13 protein-coding genes are annotated in these 18,977 nt (G+C 40.1%); 7 read left to right on the plus strand and 6 right to left on the minus strand.

Annotation, left to right across the window (positions count from 1 at the left end; all coding sequences use genetic code 11):
• Positions 1-230: 230 nt before the first annotated feature.
• The 4 genes from D464_RS0101065 to D464_RS0101080 all read right to left on the minus strand — a co-directional run bounded on the left by D464_RS0101065 (position 231) and on the right by D464_RS0101080 (position 6,704).
• Positions 231-3,953: an N-6 DNA methylase gene (locus D464_RS0101065; RefSeq protein WP_018909764.1), complete on the minus strand. Its 3,723-nt coding sequence runs from the start codon at positions 3,951-3,953 to the stop codon at positions 231-233.
• Between the two features lie 59 nt (positions 3,954-4,012).
• Positions 4,013-4,171 (minus strand): helix-turn-helix transcriptional regulator, encoded by a 159-nt coding sequence (locus tag D464_RS12890; protein ID WP_238309103.1) that lies wholly within the window; start codon positions 4,169-4,171, stop codon positions 4,013-4,015.
• Positions 4,172-4,290: 119 nt separating this feature from the next.
• Positions 4,291-5,469: a site-specific integrase gene (locus tag D464_RS0101075; RefSeq protein WP_018909765.1), complete on the minus strand. Its 1,179-nt coding sequence runs from the start codon at positions 5,467-5,469 to the stop codon at positions 4,291-4,293.
• Between the two features lie 5 nt (positions 5,470-5,474).
• The gene (locus D464_RS0101080; protein WP_018909766.1) at positions 5,475-6,704 is read right to left on the minus strand and encodes a site-specific integrase; all 1,230 of its coding nucleotides are present in this window, start codon (positions 6,702-6,704) and stop codon (positions 5,475-5,477) included.
• A gap of 97 nt (positions 6,705-6,801) precedes the next feature.
• On the opposite strand from D464_RS0101080, the gene D464_RS13575 reads away from it, so the two are divergent.
• The 3 genes from D464_RS13575 (at position 6,802) to D464_RS12405 (ending at position 10,602) form a co-directional block, all read left to right on the plus strand.
• Positions 6,802-6,996 (plus strand): hypothetical protein, encoded by a 195-nt coding sequence (locus D464_RS13575; protein ID WP_154649571.1) that lies wholly within the window; start codon positions 6,802-6,804, stop codon positions 6,994-6,996.
• Positions 6,997-7,470: 474 nt separating this feature from the next.
• Positions 7,471-8,358 carry an ACP S-malonyltransferase gene (gene fabD, locus D464_RS0101085; protein WP_004383256.1) on the plus strand — a complete coding sequence of 296 codons (888 nt, stop codon included), beginning with the start codon at positions 7,471-7,473 and terminating at the stop codon, positions 8,356-8,358.
• 81 nt (positions 8,359-8,439) lie between these two features.
• Positions 8,440-10,602, plus strand: a complete 2,163-nt coding sequence (locus D464_RS12405) for an alpha-amylase family glycosyl hydrolase (RefSeq protein ID WP_018909767.1) — start codon at positions 8,440-8,442, stop codon at positions 10,600-10,602.
• A gap of 564 nt (positions 10,603-11,166) precedes the next feature.
• Here D464_RS12405 and D464_RS0101095 read toward each other — a convergent pair.
• Both D464_RS0101095 and D464_RS0101105 read right to left on the minus strand, forming a co-directional pair.
• Positions 11,167-12,738: an Rne/Rng family ribonuclease gene (locus D464_RS0101095; protein ID WP_004383254.1), complete on the minus strand. Its 1,572-nt coding sequence runs from the start codon at positions 12,736-12,738 to the stop codon at positions 11,167-11,169.
• 356 nt (positions 12,739-13,094) lie between these two features.
• Positions 13,095-13,376: an HU family DNA-binding protein gene (locus D464_RS0101105; protein ID WP_009435111.1), complete on the minus strand. Its 282-nt coding sequence runs from the start codon at positions 13,374-13,376 to the stop codon at positions 13,095-13,097.
• 175 nt (positions 13,377-13,551) lie between these two features.
• Here D464_RS0101105 and coaW point away from each other — a divergent pair, with 175 nt between their 5' ends.
• The 4 genes from coaW (at position 13,552) to D464_RS0101125 (ending at position 18,917) form a co-directional block, all read left to right on the plus strand.
• Positions 13,552-14,376 carry a type II pantothenate kinase gene (gene coaW, locus D464_RS0101110; protein ID WP_018909768.1) on the plus strand — a complete coding sequence of 275 codons (825 nt, stop codon included), beginning with the start codon at positions 13,552-13,554 and terminating at the stop codon, positions 14,374-14,376.
• 345 nt (positions 14,377-14,721) lie between these two features.
• Entirely contained in the window at positions 14,722-15,837 is a 1,116-nt protein-coding gene (locus D464_RS0101115; RefSeq protein WP_026284599.1) for an MORN repeat-containing protein, read from the plus strand.
• 40 nt (positions 15,838-15,877) lie between these two features.
• On the plus strand, positions 15,878-17,956 hold the full coding sequence (locus D464_RS0101120) for an alpha amylase C-terminal domain-containing protein (RefSeq protein WP_018909770.1): 2,079 nt from the start codon (positions 15,878-15,880) through the stop codon (positions 17,954-17,956).
• A 4-nt stretch (positions 17,957-17,960) separates the two neighbouring features.
• Positions 17,961-18,917, plus strand: coding sequence for a hypothetical protein (locus D464_RS0101125; RefSeq protein ID WP_018909771.1), 957 nt, complete (start codon positions 17,961-17,963; stop codon positions 18,915-18,917).
• Positions 18,918-18,977 lie beyond the last annotated feature (60 nt).

Here is an 18,977-nt window from a genome sequence, read left to right on the forward strand (position 1 = left end):
CTGTTATCTATGGAAAAAGCTTAACACCATTGAAATGACGATTCCCATAATGGAGGTTTCTTGTCAAGAGTTCCATTATGGGGTATTCCTTTCTAAGCTGAAAACGGCTTATACATATCACTGTCTTTTCCATTTAGATGAGGTCAAGATTGGGAACAAGTAATGTGCCCTTCATTTTTTGTACACGTCCTCTAAAGAGATATCCCTATTTCTCGTTACTGCTGCTCATTTTATAAATACTTATCAAGTATCGCCTGTTTCTCACTCGCTGCATTTTCTATTAAAGTGCGAGCTTGGGTAATCTTTAATTCTATTGCCTCTATCTGCGCAATGATGCGTTTTTGTTCCTCAAAAAGAGGTATCGGAATCTTGTATTTCTTTATATCTTCCTTATTGCCTCGTGGCATTTTAACACCTTTCTTTCCTTCCATTACATAGTCAAAAAACACATCTCTACGAAGCATATAGAAAATATACTTAGGAAGGTATTTACTTGCATCAGCAGACCGAAGAACAAGAACATCTTTTGAGCATCCACCCTCCTTGTCAGCAAACCAAATTTTCTTAAGATATGGACGAATATTTGAAATCAATATATCCTCTGCCTTATACTCGGTGATAGATGATATATTTGCAAATCCTTCAAATGGAAGAACCCCCAACTTATTCTGAATCATATTGTCTGTTGTAATATATGTTTCAGACTTTATGTCACTATATTTAATGGACTTAGTAGCAAATGGAGCAATAGTATTTAACGTACTGTCTGCAAAATGTAATGAGGATAGCAAGTTCTCTATATCAGTTTCACACTCATTAATCCGTAGCATAGCATCCGAAACAGATTTATCAACCTTGCCAATCTCTTCCACAATCTGTTTCTGAATATCAATAGGAGGAACTGGAATTTTGATATTGCCTATTATGTCAAGTGATAATTCTATTTGTCCGCTTTGTCCCAATGCCATATTTTCAATATTGTCGAATCCTATTACTCCGAATACGCATAGAGCGTATTCGGGTAAGATTAATTCTTGGTTAGGTCTAAAAATAGTAATATGGCTATCTACGACAAAATCCCCATCTTCCCCAAAGTATGTAACCCTACCAGCAGTTCCAACGCCTGTTGAATTTATCAGCAAATCACCTCTTAGAAGTTTTCTTTCATCAATAATGAAGTTTTCATCTACATAATACTTTTCGGAAAAGTCAAAATCAAACCAACCCCTCGCCTGCCCAGATTTTATTATTTGAATATTTGATTTACCATATTTGGCAGATTTTCCTCGTTTAAGTAAAACCGATAAGTCTACTAATTTGAGTTGGTTATACTTACTATCCATTAGAACTTTTCTTTTTGATGTCAACGATATGCTCTTGTCAAAATTGTCACGATCAAAGGTGAGCATGTCAATCAAAGATACACGACTGATATGAGACCGCATTCCCTCTGATATCGGTGATGTGTAATCTCCCTTGAAAGCCCGATACACATAAGTACTTGCCTTATCGGGATTATCGTAGTCGTTCGAATCAAAAAGCTTAGTACATTCATCAATGTTCTTCCCTCTTTGGATTGCGTGGATACCCTCGTTGCCTCTACGGTTTGAAAACTCATAACCTAAGAATCGCTTTTCAACATCCTTCTCTCCGCTCTTAACAATAACAACCTTTTGTGGATATGCTAATATAAAGTACAAAAGTTTTTCAGCTTCAATACTTAGTATCGCCTCATATAACTGCGCATCAGTCTTTGCAGAGATTTTCTTTTTATACTCTGCATATATTTCGTGTGCCTTTACTTTATCATTAGGTGATTTCTGCAGTAATGTGACATAATCGGCATAATCAAGTTCCTCCCATACGTGAGCCACATATTTTGAGGCTGGAGTTTCTATGCCGTTTATAGTAACATCATTTAAGGTACGGAAATAAGTATCAACTGCAACCTTTGTATTAGTTGCAAAATAATTATCTCTACGACGAAGGAACAGAACAACCGTATTTGTATTGGTAGCCATAAAGGTATTACTACCCAATTCTGCTATTGCGACAATATCAAAGTATTGTAATATAATCTCACGAGCCTTAGTGTAAACACCTGAATTACTCAATATAGAACTTGGCAGAATAACTCCTGCTACACCACCGTCTTTAAGTAGTTGCTTTGTACGTTCAACAAACAGACACTCTATTTCAGAACTGTTGTCTGTTAATGAATTATATAATTCAAAATCTTGATCCGTATAATAGTCACGAGTAGTCTGGCGGAATGAAGAAACAGAATACGGAGGATTACTCAATACAATGTCAAACTGCGGGTTATCCTTTTGTCCGTCATTTGTTTGCTTACGTAGTTTTCCCTTATACTCCTTATTATTGCAGAAATTTGCAAGTCCATCACTTAAGATAACATTCGCCAAACCATCACCGTGCAAATAGCATCCTACCTTACCAACTTTTACAAGTCGGTAATCCTTTTCGATGCCATATACATAGTCAGTCGCCCAATCAAAATGGCAGTTCTGCCAATTGATAAGGTGCTTTCTTGTCTCTTCAATATATTTGGAAGTATCACAGCCATTTATGATGTCCTGTATTTCGTGCATAAACTCTGTGATAAAGTGACCGCTACCAGCTGCATAGTCAATCATATATGGAAGAATCTCCCCATCCTTGCGAGAAAGCTTCTCTGTCATAATAGAATCCAAAGGAAGACTCTTGATAATAAATTGTGCAATTGGAACAGGCGTAAAGTATTGCCCAGCCTCTTGTTTGAGACCAGTAGTAAGTAACAATTCAAAGAAATCGGATAGATATTGTTGTCGTTTATTATAGCGAATTCTATATCCTTGAATCAACTCCACAACCTCTTTTACAACCTTTGCATTTTCTTCAAAAGAGGCATTGTCATATACTTCCTTAATAGCAAACTCATTATTTTTTTCAAGACGGAGTTTGTTCACCTCCTTCAATAGATACTGTTTAGTTTCTTCACTTAGGTTAGTACAACGCTTAGAAAAATCATCATTATTGAAGTCGCTAACTGTTCTGTCTAAGAACTTTCTCATTCCCTTGCTATAGAGGTCTGTCAAGCGAAGTTGGAAATCAACGTGATTATCTCGTCCTTCAAGCCATTGAAACTTTAGCTCTTCTCCCTCATCTGTGGTCGTTTCATCATAGACCTTGCACAAGAATAGTGTAAATATCTTGTTGAATGCATTACCCTTGTCAGATACTACATTATGACGTAGTATTTCAAGGAAACGATTAAAGATAAAGCTTGAATCCTCTGCCTTTATCTCTTTCAATTGTCCCTTTGTTAATGCTTTGCTTTGGAAGTTATATGGTTGTACCCAAGAATCAAAGATTCCATTATCCTTAGTGAGTTTATTCCATTTTTCATAAATGTCCTTTACATCACCATTGCGATAATCATCTTCAATCTTTATTATTTCATTAGCATATACAAATTTACTCCCTTTCAATTCTGATGCATAAAGCATTACCACATCAGCCTTACCACCAGATAATTGAAAATAAGTAAATAATTGACCTCCATCCTTATGGATTTTGGCCAACTCTTTATTGTACTCCTTGCCATAAGTTTTACACTCAATAAGCATATATGGAGTGCCGTCTTCACGATTAATACAAATATCTAATCGCCCAGAAGTACCATGACCAGAAGGCCATGTCTTTTCAAGAATAATATTCTGAGGTTTATATCCTTTAATTAGTAATCTATCAACACATTCAAGCACTACGAAATTTTCAAGCTGTGAAAAATTTTGTGTAGTTTTACTTTCTGCGATAATACTATTACCATAATTAATACTCTGTTTTTCAAAATCTATTTCTATGGCATAGTCAACATATGTTTTATGATAAATGCCATTTGTTCCGTTTTTTGGAACAAATCCCAAAGTTGTAATATGTTTCTTTATATCCATAGTCCTCATAACCTACTTTATAAGATTAAGAAATAAAAATAGCTCTACTATTGTATATTTTATTTTTTGTTAGGAACTAACAAGTCTCTAACATCCACATCCAAAATATCGGCTATCTGATATAGTATGGGAATTGAAGGCTGATGCTTATTGGTAACATAAAGATTCACCGTATTGAAACTCTTGCCCAACCGAGTTGAGAGTTTCGTTTGGCTCATTCCTTTTCATTTCAAAACTTCTCTTATCTTATTCATATTGCACCTATGAAACCATACTTTATGAGTGCAAATATACACAATATTATTGTGTAGCCTGCACGAATTTAGTTTTATTTTTCTCATTCTCGCATTTTTCTATCATCCTCTTCCATATCCAGTGCAATCTTTTGATCAGTAATTTGGGCGTAGATTTGTGTGCTGGCAATAGACGAATGCCCCATCATCTTGGCGATGCTCTCTATCGGAATGCCTGCCTCCAAAGTCAGCGTGCCGAAACTATGTCGTCCAACGTGGTAGCCCAGCGGAGTACGAATACCACACGCCAAGCCCACCGCTTTGAGATGGGTAAGCAGTTTGCCCTTGCTCAACGTATCGGGAAATATCTTGTAATCCCCCTTGCTATTCTCCTTCGTGTAAAGTGAAAGTATCTGCTCTGCTATCGGATGCTGGGGTATCAAACTCTCTACCTCTGTTTTCTGTATTGACTTACGAATATACTGCTTTCCCTCACTGTTCGTTTCGATTTGCGAAACTCTCAAACTCTGCAAGTCGGCAAAAGCCAATCCCGTAAAGACGGAGAAAAGAAACATTCTTCGGCTTAGTTCTGCCCCTTTGTCTCGCAACGGAAATGCCAAGAGCTTTGCCACATCGCCCTTACTCAGGAAACGAGGTTTGTGCTCCACGGCTTCATACTTCGCCCTCTCAAAGGGATTAAATCGAATTGTCCCCTGACTGACGGCTCGATACATCAACCGACTCAACCAACACAAATGCCTGTTTATAGTTGCAGGGGCATAGCCGTCTTTCTTCAAATGGAAACGGTAATCATCAAAGAAGTCTATCGTAAGAGCTGTTAGGGGAATACCCTCCTCTCCACGACTTCGCACAAAGGTGTTGAGCCGTCTGTCGGAATACCGATTGTTGCTATACGTTCCCTCACTCTTGCTTTCTCGTTGGGCTTTAAGTTCTTCCGCACTAAGGGTAAGAAGGGTTGTTAGAGTTCTCCCGATGCCTTGCAGGTGGTTCTTCAGAAGTTCGGCACTCACTGCTCCATATTTGTAGAGCAAGGTATTGTACCCCTGTTCGATTTCTTCCCGAAAGGTTTGCAGGCGTTGGTTGGTATTCTTGTCCGTTGTCTCCCCTCGCTTCACACTCCAATAGTGCGGAACTACACCTTCCCCTGTGGTTATCACTACGTTCGCCCCGTCAATGGTGATACGGCAAAGGATTGCCGTTGTGCCGTCCGCTTTGGTCTTGTTTTTATTGATGTAAAATAGGATTTTGAATGTATTGCGCATAGCTCTTATAGGGGTAAGGTTAGGTTTTCAGTGAAAGAGAGAAATCGCTCGAACTCATCGAAGAGTTTCTTTGGGGTAACGTGGGCGTATCGCTCGGTCGTTTGGATATTACTATGCCCCAACATTCTGCTCACCGTTTTGATGGGGACACCACGTTCCAAGGTAATCAAGGTCGCGAAAGTGTGGCGACCAACGTGTGCCGAAAGGGGAATGGAGATACCTGCCCGAAGTTGTAGGGCTTTGAGTTGGAGAAGGTAAGCCGAATAGGCAATGGGAGCAAAAAGAGTGTTGCGTTCATCGGATTGATACTGCTCTATCAAACGCACTGCTTCGGATAGGAATTTCACACGACAAAGGGTATTGGTCTTTTGTCTGCGGAACTTCAACCACAATGCCCCCTCATCGTCCGTAAAGAGGTGTTCCCGATTCAGAGCGACCATATCGCAATAGGCAACGCCCGTATAACAGGAGAAGAGAAAGAGATTACGAGCGGTTTCCAACTCCACTTCATAGGGTTCAAAAGTCAAGGCTTGCAATTTATCCAAAGATGCTCTGTCCAACGCACGAGGTTGTTTGTTCTCTCCTCGTTCTATCTCTATGTGAGCGAATAGTTCTCGTTCTGTCAAGCCCTCACGATATGCCAAACGGCAGACTTTCTTCACTGCCAAAGCCATCTTACGATAATGACCTTGCAAATTTCCCAACTTTCCAACAGAGTAGTGTCGCAAGCATTCCAAGAAATCTTCTTCCATTTGTCCGAAAGAAATATCTGTCGTGTGGTACTTCTCCTCAATAAAGGCTTGCAGATGCTTTCGAATAGTAAAGTAACTATTCAGAGCTGTTGCCTGTATCTCGATACCCACCTTTTGCCTCATCTCTTCGATCATTCGATCGTACCGCTCCAAAAAGGTGATTTGACTCTGCATACAGCCTTGGAACAGCTCCTTGATGTCCGCTGCCGTAAACGCCACACCACGGTTGCAAAGGATTTGATACGACGACTGTACTGAGAGAAGCAGACGTTCCAACTTGTCATTCGTTGCCACTGCTTCACGGCTCTTACCATTCAGTCTGCTCTCACGGACATTCCACAACTTGGGGTCGCACGAGAGCTTACAACTGAATTGGGCTATGGTTCGACCGTAGGTTATCCGACCCATTATCGGAGCTTGCCCCGGCTTGTCCAATCCGCTCTTTTCCAGATAGAGCAAAACCTTCATTTTGTTTGTTTGCATACGCTTCTTTTTTATGGGCAAAGTTACCCGATTTTGAAGTGTTTTCAGCTACGCAAAACATTGTGGTACAGAGCATAAGAACCGTAATCGCAGAAAAATGAGTTACCGAATACTCTTCTGTCGATTACCTTCTCCTACCTCTTCGTTACCATTCGATGAATGGACTAACGATTTGGTAACGGAACTTCTGCACAAATCCACATCTTCTGCACTTTATCTCTCTGAGCAAACCACCGAGATATGGCGCAAATCACCCTCATTTCCATTTACTTACCTCTTATCCTCTCTCTAATGCCCTTTCTTCGAATAGTTCCAATTATACAGACGTGTATAACCAATTATACAAACGTGTAGAGAAGAGGTTATTAACTTAAAGTACCTTCGTACTTTAAGTATAAGTACAATCGTACTCTAAGTTAGAGGTCACTTGCACTTTAAGTTATACGTCATTCGTACTTTAAGCATGAGAGCAAGTACGCTATGAATTAGAGAGTTATAGTGTTTAAATTCATGCTTACTTAAACTTATAGAGTATCATTGAACCTGAATCTTTCTTGCAGTTAAATCCATGGTTTATGCTATGTTTCTATCGGCTTTAGCAAGCTGCGCTTGCCTTGATCAGTTGGATAGACCTATGTGCGTATCGTCTACAGCTTATGCCTATTTAATATATATGCTTTGGTTTTAGGGCGTAATTCTTCATTATCTATTTAATTTTCTGTACCTTTGCACTCACAAAGTATTAATAATTAAAGCATAAAATAAGATGAAAGCATTTGTATTCCCTGGACAGGGATCTCAGTTTGTTGGGATGGGTAAGGATCTTTACGAGAACAGCCCATTAGCGAAAGAATTATTCGATAAGGCAGATGAGATTCTTGGTTTCAAGATTACCGATATTATGTTTGCAGGCACTGATGACCAACTAAAGGAAACGAAGGTAACTCAACCAGCAGTATTCCTTCATAGTGTAATCTCTGCCCTTTGCTTAGGTGACGAGTTTAAGCCAGATATGGTAGCGGGTCATTCATTGGGTGAGTTCTCTGCTCTTGTTGCTGCGGGTGCATTAAGTTTCGAGGATGGTTTGAAGTTGGTTGCAGCTCGTGCTAACGCAATGCAGAAGGCATGTGAGCAGAACCCTGGTACTATGGCTGCAATTATAGGCTTGCCAGACGAGAAGGTTGAAGAGATTTGCGCTCAAGTGTCAAAGGAAGGTAAGGTTTGTGTAGCAGCCAACTTTAACTGTCCTGGTCAGTTAGTTATTTCAGGTTCTGTTGACGCTATCAACGAGGCATGCGAGTTGTTAAAGGAAGCAGGTGCTAAGCGCGCATTACCATTGAAGGTTGGTGGTGCTTTCCACTCTCCATTGATGCAGCCAGCTAAAGACGAATTGCAGGCAGCTATTGAGGCAACTAAATTCAATGCTCCAAAGTGCCCTGTTTATCAGAATGTAGATGCATTGCCACATACCGATCCAGCCGAGATTCAGAAGAATTTGATTGCTCAGCTCACCTCAAGTGTACGTTGGACGAAGAGTGCCCAGAACATGATTGCTGATGGTGCTGATGAGTTCATCGAATGTGGACCAGGTAAAGCATTGCAGGGTATGCTTGGACGTATTGACAGAAATGTTAATGCTCACGGCATAGCTTAATACTATAGCTAATAGTCCCTCTTCTTAACCTCTCCTTGCTTTAGGAGTGATACGGAAGAGGGACTTTTGTTTATCCATTGTATGAAAACTAAATTAGTTATCTATCAAGTCTTCACTCGTACTTTCGGTAATAAGAACCTTACGAGAAAGGAGAACGGTACATTAGCAGAGAATGGGGTAGGGAAGATGAATGACTTCGACGAGTCGGTACTTCGTCGCATTCATGACTTCGGTGTCACTCATCTTTGGTATACTGGTGTTATCCGTCATGCAACGTGTACTGATTATTCTTCCTTCGGTATTCCTTGTCAGAACCCACGAGTTGTAAAAGGATGCGCTGGTTCCCCATACGCCATTACTGATTATTATGATATTGACCCTGACATTGCGGTTAATGTTGATGAGCGCATGGCAGAGTTCGAGGCTCTTATTAGTAGAACACATGGTGAAGGACTGAAAATGCTCATCGACTTCGTGCCTAATCATGTTGCACGTCAATATAAGAGTATAGCAAAGCCGCAAGGTGTGAGCGATTTAGGAGAAGGCGATGACTTAGGAAAGCATTTTGATCCACAAAACAACTTCTATTACTGTCCGGGTGAAGCACTCGACCTGTCTGGGGTAGCCGAGAATGAATATGCACACGGAGCGGAGTCTTACCATGAATATCCAGCCAAGTGTACGGGTAACGATCGCTTTGATTCGCATCCACAGCAGAATGATTGGTATGAGACGGTGAAGCTCAATTATGGAGTAGACTATTGTGATGCTGGTGGGCGTAGTTATCATTATCATCCCATTCCTTCTACTTGGAAGAAGATGACTGAAATACTCCTTTTTTGGGCAGCTAAAGGCATTGATGGTTTCCGTTGTGATATGGCGGAGATGGTACCACACGAATTCTGGTCATACGCCACACAACAGGTCAAGGAGCGATATCCTGACGTGATATTCATCGGAGAGGTATATGATCCTAACCAGTATCGTATGTATGTTGAGTCAGGCTTTGATTACTTATATGATAAGGTGGGTATGTATGATTGCATACGTGGTGTCATCTGTGACGAGCGTCCGGCTTCTTCTATCACTCACGAGTGGCAGCAAGTTGACGATATACGCGACCACATGCTTTACTTCCTAGAGAATCATGATGAGCAGCGCATTGCCTCCGACTTCTTTGCTGGTAACCCGTGGAAAGGAGTGCCGGGCATGATTGTTTCCGCATTGCTTCAGCAAAATCCAGTTATGGTTTATGCAGGGCAAGAGTTTGGCGAGCGGGGTATGGATAAAGAGGGCTTCTCGGGACGTGATGGTCGTTCGACTATCTTCGACTATTGGACGAGTGAAGCTATTTATAAAGGCTTCTTCAAGCACGAGGAACTTACAACAGATGAGAAGAGGTTATCATTGGTCTATCAAGGTCTACTTCGTTTCTGCAATCGCGAGAAGGCAGTGCGTGAAGGATTGACATTCGACCTCATGTATGTTAATAATCAAAGCTATCAGTTCAACCCTCGCAAACAATTTGCCTTCTTGCGCAAGGCTGACGATGAAGTGTTACTCGTTGTAGCGAACTTCGATCAGAAACGTGTGCAAATCAATGTTACAATTCCTGCGCATGCTTACGACTTCCTTGGATTACCAGAGCGGGAAGTAGAGATGACCGATTTGCTTTCAGGTTTTACAAAGACGGTAGAACTGAAACGAGATGGACAGGTTGCCTTAGATGTCGAGGCAAATTATGGTAGGATATATAAGTTTAACGTAAAGGAGAAGCCCATGGACTATGTATTGAATACGCATAACAAGGAGGAATTCCCACCGGCTCATACAGCAGAACATTTATTGAATCAAGTCATGGTTCGTATGTTTGGGGCGGAGCGTAGTAATAATGCACATATTGAACGAAAGAAGAGTAAGATGACATTCATCCTTGATCATAAACCTAATCGTAAGGAGGAGAAGGCTATTGTTGATGAGATGAATCGCCTTATAGCAGAGGATTTGCCAGTAACGTTCGAAATGGTTGATAGGAATCATATTCCTGAAGGAGTGAGCTTGGATAAGCTACCAGATGATGCTTCCGAGATGTTACGACTTGTGCGAATAGGCGACTTTGATGTGTGCCCTTGCATTGGTAAGCATGTTCGATCAACGAGTCAGATAGGTCGCTTTGAATTGTTAGGTACTAATTGGGACGAATCAAAACATGCCTTCCGTATTCGGTTTAAGGTTGTTGTATAGAAAGCCCTTACCACTACTATGAGGATGTGGCAGGTTAATCAACCCTCGAAAGTTAAACAAAATAACTTTCGAGGGTTTTCTATGAATGGGAAAAATGGATGTCAGAGGTACGCTGATGCTGTTTGATAGATGTTTAGGCAAATGCTAGTAATACGATATTCAAACGTGTAAGGATGTATTTATGAACCTTCAATTACTTGTTTGTTATACTTATATGCGGGCTCCGTATTAAATTTATACGGATCTTGTTATATTTTTATGCGTATTGTGTATTTACGGAATACGTATGTTTTTGTATTATCTAAGCGTGATAATTAATTATCAGACTTAGATAAAGTATTATCAGACTTAGATAATTAATTATCACGCTTAGATAATATAATTTAATACGTACAAAAAGAACGCAGAACACGTAGAAAAACAAAAGAGAACGAGGGAAAAACAATTACAACACACGCATGCAGAGAGTTAGTTCTCTTATACGAAAAAAAGAGATAAGCCTTTAATAGTACTTACCTCTTATTTGTTTTACTTTTCTTTCTTATCTAATGACTTGTGAGCGACTTATGATTTATCGCTCTGTTCCTTCATATCAATAAACTGCTTGTTTGCATCATAAAACTCATATTGCAAATAAGCTAGCTTCTGTGAAGGAATAATATTTACGCCTAATCCGTATCTCATTTGCCACTTACGTTTTAGCGAGATGAAACCCTTGTTAATGTAAGCAGCTACGTATGGGTGGACGTGTAAGTAGAACTTCTTTACTCCTACCTTATTGACAAGGCGATCAATCTTTCGCTCTAGCTGGTCAGTAAAGAGGATACTTGAGTGAATCTTACCTGTTCCAAAGCAAGTGGGGCAGTTCTCATCTACGTCAACATCCATTACAGGACGAACACGTTGGCGAGTAATCTGCATTAAGCCGAACTTACTTAATGGAAGGATGTTGTGACGGGCTCGATCCTTCTGCATGTTCTTACACATACGCTCGTAAAGCATCTGTCTGTCTTCAGCAAGATTCATGTCTATAAAGTCAACGACGATGATTCCTCCCATATCACGTAATCGAAGTTGACGTGCTAATTCGTCGGCAGCTCCAAGGTTTGTGTCAAGTGCGTTCTGCTCTTGTGCTTTCTCCTTGGTCCTGTTACCACTATTTACATCAACAACGTGCATAGCCTCTGTGTGTTCGATGATGAGGTAACAACCATGCCCGTAGTTGATTGTCTTGCCAAAGCTCGACTTGATTTGCTTTGTAACATCGAAATTGTCAAAGATAGGCACTTTCCCATTGTACTTCTTCACTATGCTTGCCTTTTCAGGGGCTATTAGAGAAACATAGTGGCGTACAGCTGTGCAAATGTCATCATCATTGACATAGATGTTCTCGTAGGTTGGGTTGAAGAGATCACGTAACATAGCAACGGCACGTCCAGTCTCCTCAAATACTAATTGAGGACGCTCTTGTGTCTTTTGTACCTTCGTGATTGCTTCATTCCAACGATTCAGAAGGACTTTCATCTCTGCATCAAGTTCCGCAACACGCTTGCCTTCAGCTACTGTTCTAACAATTACGCCAAAGTTCTTTGGAGTGATACTTTGGATGAGTTGCTTTAGGCGTGCTCGTTCTTCGCCGCTCTTAATTTTAGATGAAACACTGACTTTATGCCCAAAAGGTATAAGCACCAAGTAGCGACCAGCGAATGATATTTCGCCTGTAAGACGCGGACCTTTGGTGGAAATGGGTTCTTTGACAATTTGTACCAATACTTCTTGACCTACTTGCAAGGCATTCTGTATCGTGCCGTCTTTTTGTATGTCAGGGAGATGATTGGCTTTCTGAATGGGATAAAGTTTTTTACGATCGCTCTGAACCTGTTTCAGATATTTGGCGTAGGAGTTGAATTGACTCCCTAAGTCTAGATAATGAAGAAAGGCGTCACGCTCATAACCTACATCTACAAAGCAGGCGTTTAGCCCTGGCATCAGCTTCTTTACTTTTGCCACGTAGATGTTTCCAACCGAAAAGCTAGCTTCTCTTGGTTCACGTTGATATTCAACCAAACGCTTATCCTCGAGTAGTGCTATCGAAATCTCTTTCTGTTGGACATCAATAATTACTTCGCTTGTCATCTATCTTCTCTTGTTATAAACACCATGATAGTATCGAATCGTATAAGTTAGCTATAAATGTTTTATACGTTATGATTTGTGGTGAAAAATAATACACCTAATCGTACTACATGATATTTATAGGTAATAAAAAAGGCGGAACCTGCCGTCGCATTCCATGGTTGGAATTAATTGCGATGACACGCCCCGTCATGTTTGAAAGTCGTAATAAGTGCTTTCAGCCTATGGGGCTTACTTACTCTTATGTCTGTTCTTTCTTAATCTCTTTTTACGCTTGTGCGTAGCCATCTTATGTCCCTTTTTCTTTTTTCCGTTTGGCATAGCTTTGATGTTTTAAATTGTTATAATATTTATGTTTACTTATTCTTCATATCTTCAATGAAAGTCTTTGCAGGCTTGAAGCTTGGGAAATCATGTGCAGGGATTGTGATTGTCGTATTCTTAGAGATGTTACGAGCTGTCTTTTCTGCACGATGCTTAATAATAAAGCTACCGAAACCACGTAAATATACGTTCTCTTTCTTCCCTAATAAGCTATCTTTGATTGCATCCATGAATGATTCAACTACAGCTGAAACGTCTTTCTTGGCAATACCAGTTGATGTTGCAATCTCATTGATAATGTCTGCTTTCGTCATTTCCTTTTTATTCTTTTTATGTTTAATTCTTTAGTCTCTCATTATTTCGGATTGCAAAGATACTCATTTTCAGCTTAATAGAGAAATGTTTTGAGTGTTTTTTTGCAAAAACTCTCTCTGATAGTTCCCTACTCTTAAGTTTTTTGTATCTTTGTAACCTAATTATATAAGGTGTATGAAGATTGCCATTGGAATTGATGTGGGGATTTCAACAACGAAGATTGTTGGAATTAGAGAAGGGAAGGTCGTTAAACCTTTACGTATAAAGGCTACTGACCCTGTGACTTCCTTGTATGGTGCATTTGGTAAATACTTGTATGATAATAAGATTGATTTATCAGATGTAGAGCAAGTGATGTTGACTGGAGTTGGCGCTCATTATGTTAATAAGTCTGTTTATGGACTTCCGACAGCAAAGGCTGATGAGTTTTTAGCTGATGGTTTGGGAGCTCAGTTCGAGTCGAAACTTCAACGGATGATAGTTGTCTCTATGGGTACAGGAACCTCTTTAGTGCTTTGTGATGGCAATGAAATCCGTCATATTGGTGGTATTGGTATTGGAGGCGGTACATTAAGTGGGCTTTCTCGGTTGTTATTACAGACAGATGATGTTAAAGAAGTTGTGTCTTTGGCAATGAAAGGAGACATCTCACGCATCAATCTTCAGATAAAAGATATATCAACGAGTCCACTACCAGGTTTGCCTATGGATGCAACAGCGTCTTTGTTTGCAAATGCACAAGTAAATGCTAGTAGGGAGGATATTGCTCTTGGTTTGATAGGTTTAGTGCTGCAATCAATAGGTTCTGCAACAATCTTAAGTTCCTTAAATAGTGATATTCGTGATTTTGTTCTGATAGGTAATCTTACGTTGTTACCGCAATGCGAATTACTCTTTCCTGTTATGGAGAAGATTTATGATGTTCGATTTATTATTCCCAAGTATTCGGAGTATTGTACGGCTATTGGTGCGGCATTGCAAGGATTAAAGCGTAGATAAGTATTGCTTATTATTATCTGATAATGTTTTGACATTCATCATGCTATTAGTTAAGTCTTAATAGTCGGGGATATACGAAAGCCTTTCTTGCGATAGAGAAGATGCTCTTCTACGTGCAAGAAAGGCATTTCTTTAAGTGCTAAAGAGGCTTATCTCTATCTTCAATATTTATTAATTCCTTTATACCTCCTCACACCATATAGTGTGAACCAACATCACCTATATATTAAAAGATTTATAGTGCATCTTTAAAAAAGATTTATTAATTTGTGATTTTCATTGAAAATATTTATCTTTGCAACTATAGGTTATGAGGATCTGTACATTACTTTAAAACTGATTGGCGTGAGAAATAGATATCTTATTATATTACTATTACTTCTAACTTCTCTTTCAGTCTTTGCGCAGAAGATAGAGATAGGGTCGTGTGTTACCAGTGATGGGGGGAATTACCATGGGCAGATGTTTCGAGGGAAGCCTAATGGTAAAGGTAAGACGGTCTACAAGAATAAGGATGTCTATGAAGGGGAGTATATGAAAGGCTTGCGCCATGGAGAAGGGACTTATATCTTTGCTGATGGTGAGAAGTATGTTGGACAATGGTTCCAGAATCAGCAACATGGAATGGGAACCTTTTATTTTTCGAATGGAAACCGATATGAAGGCTTGTGGTATAAAGATTATCAACAAGGTCAAGGCACCATGTTTTATTACAATGGAGACAAGTATATTGGTAATTGGGAACATGATAAACGCAGTGGAGCTGGTAAGTATATCTTCGCAAACGGGGCCTCATACGATGGTATGTGGGCAAATGATATGAAGAATGGATACGGTTGTTTTAAGTGGACGGATCATTCTTCGTTTATGGGTAACTGGGTTAATAACATGAAAGAAGGTAAGGGCGTTTATATCTATTCGGATGGTGATAAATACGATGGTGAATGGAAGAACGACCTTCAGAATGGTAAGGGTATCTACAAGTTCAAGGATGGCGAGGTTTATGAAGGCGAATATGTAGATGGTCAGCGCACAGGGCAAGGTATTTTCCAATATAAGAATGGAGATCAATACACAGGTCATTTCCTAAATGGAATGAAGTCTGGTTTTGGTACGATGTCCTGGCATAATGGGGATATATATACAGGTTATTGGGAAAAGGATTTGCAAAATGGGCAAGGAAAGTTGACTAAGAAGAATAAGGACGTCTATGAAGGGCAGTTCAAGAATGGTGAAGTTGAAGGGCTTGTTATCATTCACTATGTTGACGGAAGCAAGTTCAAGGGAAACTATCATAATGGTAAACGAAATGGTAGTGCTATTGAAGAAACTGCTAATGGCGTACGCTTTGAAGGCAACTATAAGGACAACCAACGTGACGGAAAGTTCATAGAGCGAGACAAGAATGGTAAGATTACTGCCATCGGATATTATGAGAATGGAAAACGTCACGTCAACTAGCTTAACTTAAAGATATAATAACGAACAAAATACATTTACCATGGTTACAAAGAAGAGTATAACTAAGAGTGCACCTAAAGATGTTGTAAAGAAGAAGAGTAAGAGCGCACCGGCTCATATTGGGCTTGTTAAGAATGACTCATATTTGTCTCCGTATGAAGATATTATACGTGGGCGGCATGAGCATGCGCTTTGGAAAATCAAGCAACTGACGCAAGACGGGAAGATGACCCTTTCTGATTTTGCCAATGGATATAACTATTATGGTCTACATCTTACCGATGAAGGCTGGGTCTTTAGGGAGTGGGCACCTAACGCTACAGATATCTATCTTGTCGGCGATTTCAATGGATGGAACGAGTTACCCTCTTACAAATGTAAGCGTATTGAAGGCACAGGTAACTGGGAGTTGCGTCTTCCTGTTCATGCAATGGAGCATGGACAATACTATAAGATGCGAGTTCATTGGAATGGTGGAGAAGGAGAGCGCATTCCAGCTTGGGCACAGCGTGTTGTACAAGATGAGAATACAAAGATATTCTCGGCACAGGTATGGAATGTTGAAGAACCATACGTTTGGAAGAAGAAGAACTTTAAACCTAGCACCGATCCTCTACTGATTTACGAGTGTCATATTGGAATGTCACAAGATGCAGAGAAGGTTGGTTCATATACAGAATTCCGTGAGAATGTTCTGCCACGTATTATAAAGGATGGTTATAATGCTATTCAGATTATGGCAATCCAAGAACATCCTTATTATGGTAGCTTTGGTTATCATGTTAGTTCTTTCTTTGCGGCTAGTTCGCGCTTTGGTACTCCCGAAGAGCTGAAAGCACTTATTGATGAAGCACATCGCAATGGGATAGCTGTTATTATGGATATAGTCCATTCGCATGCTGTAAAGAATGAGGTGGAAGGACTAGGAAACCTTGCTGGTGATCCTAACCAATACTTCTATCCAGGCGATCGACACGAACATCCAGCTTGGGATTCTCTATGCTTTGATTATGGTAAGGATGATGTACTTCATTTCTTATTGTCTAATTGTAAGTATTGGTTAGACGAGTATCACTTTGACGGCTTCCGCTTTGATGGTGTAACTTCCATGCTTTATTATAGTCATGGTTTGGGCGAAGCTTTCTGTGACTATGGTGATTACTTCAATGGACATCAGGATGATAACGCTATTTGTTATCTGACGCTTGCTAATTGTCTTATTCACGAAGTAAACAAGCATGCTATCACGATTGCAGAAGAAGTATCTGGTATGCCTGGATTAGCTGCAAAGTTTAAGGATGGTGGCTATGGTTTTGATTATCGTATGGCAATGAATATCCCTGACTATTGGATCAAGACCATTAAAGAATTGCCAGACGAGGCTTGGAAGCCATCATCTATCTATTGGGAAATAAAGAATCGACGTGCGGATGAGAAAACTATTTCTTATTGCGAGTCTCACGATCAAGCACTTGTTGGAGATAAAACGATTATCTTCCGTTTGATAGATGCTGATATGTATTGGCATTTCCGTAAGGGAGATGAGAATGAAATGGCTCATCGTGGTATAGCACTGCACAAGATGATTCGCTTGGCAACTATTGCCGCTATGAATGGTGGCTATCTCAACTTCATGGGTAATGAGTTCGGCCATCCAGAATGGATCGATTTCCCACGTGAGGGCAATGGTTGGAGTTATAAGTATGCTCGCAGACAGTGGAATCTCGTGGATAATAAAGAACTTTGTTATCATTATCTTGGTGACTTCGATCGTAAGATGTTAGAGGTAATAAAGAGCGAGAAGAAATTTAATGCAACACCTTTGCAAGAGATATGGCATAACGACGGAGATCAAATATTAGCTTTCAGTAGGGGAGAACTATTGTTTGTATTCAACTTCTCACCAACTCGTTCTTATGCTGATTATGGGTTCTTAGTACCAGAAGGTTCTTATGTTGTAGAGTTAAACTCAGATGCGAAAGAGTTTGGAGGCAATGGCTTTGCTGATGACTCAGTAGAGCATTTCACCAACCCTGACCCTCTTTATACCGATCAACATAAGGGATGGCTCAAGTTATATATTCCTGCTCGCAGTGCAGTAGTATTGAAAAAGAAGTAAGTAGATGATGGAAAGTAGGTTTATACGCATAGTATGTGCTGTTTTGTTTTGTTTATTCTCATTCTGCTATCTCTATTTCTTTCAAGCAGATGTGATGACGATTGTACAGCATTTAGCGTCTGGGGGACAAACGTTCTATAATCCTTTGTTGGGTGCAGTACTGATAACGATTACCTTAAAGTTATTGCAAATAGGTATCAGTTCTTGGACGAAACTCTCTAAGCGTGGCTATGCTTTAACCTACTTTCCCTCTTTCCTTCTTTTGACAATAGTATCGGATATTAAACCAACTGCTACAGGGGTTACTTTGGGCAGTTGGTTGTGGATAGCTCCATTATTGCTTATCCTTTATGCTATTATCGTGATAATGACAAAGCGATTTGAGCCTTATGAACCAGAGTTACGTAGTTTTGGCATATTCTCTCAATTAACATGGATGAGTTTAGCTATCTTCCTTTCGTTCTTCTTGTTCACAGGACTCTTCAGCAATACCGATAAGTATTATCATCAGCGCGCAAAGGTAGAGGCTTTGATAGATAAGAGAAATTATGCAGGTGCATTACAAGTTGTGAAGACTATGCCACATACTGATTCCGTCACTTCGATGTTGACTGTTTATGCGGTTGCACGTAGAGGACACTTAGCAGATAGTCTATTTTACTATCCTTTAGTAGGAGAGGGAAGGGTCTTACGTCCTGGCAGAGTCCATTCATGGCTCCAGCCCGATAGCGTTCTACTAAAGGTAACTCGCACCTCTGCCAATTATCAATTAACAGGCTTCCTCCTCGATCGTAACCTTCAAGAGTTTGTGCGTTACCTACCGCAATATTACCCAGTAGATAGTCTCCGTCCTCGATATTATAAGGAGGCATACGAGCTTTACGTGCTTCGTAAGAAAGGACTCACACCAGATAAACCTTATAAGAAAGGTAGTTATACCGCATATTACTTCTCAAAGTAGAAGTCTTTCCTAGCCTTTCTCTACAACCTCCATTCTATTAGGAGGAGCCACCTTTTACCT

The organism is Prevotella veroralis DSM 19559 = JCM 6290 (assembly GCF_000377625.1).
In the GTDB taxonomy this organism is placed as follows: Bacteria; Bacteroidota; Bacteroidia; order Bacteroidales; family Bacteroidaceae; genus Prevotella; species Prevotella veroralis.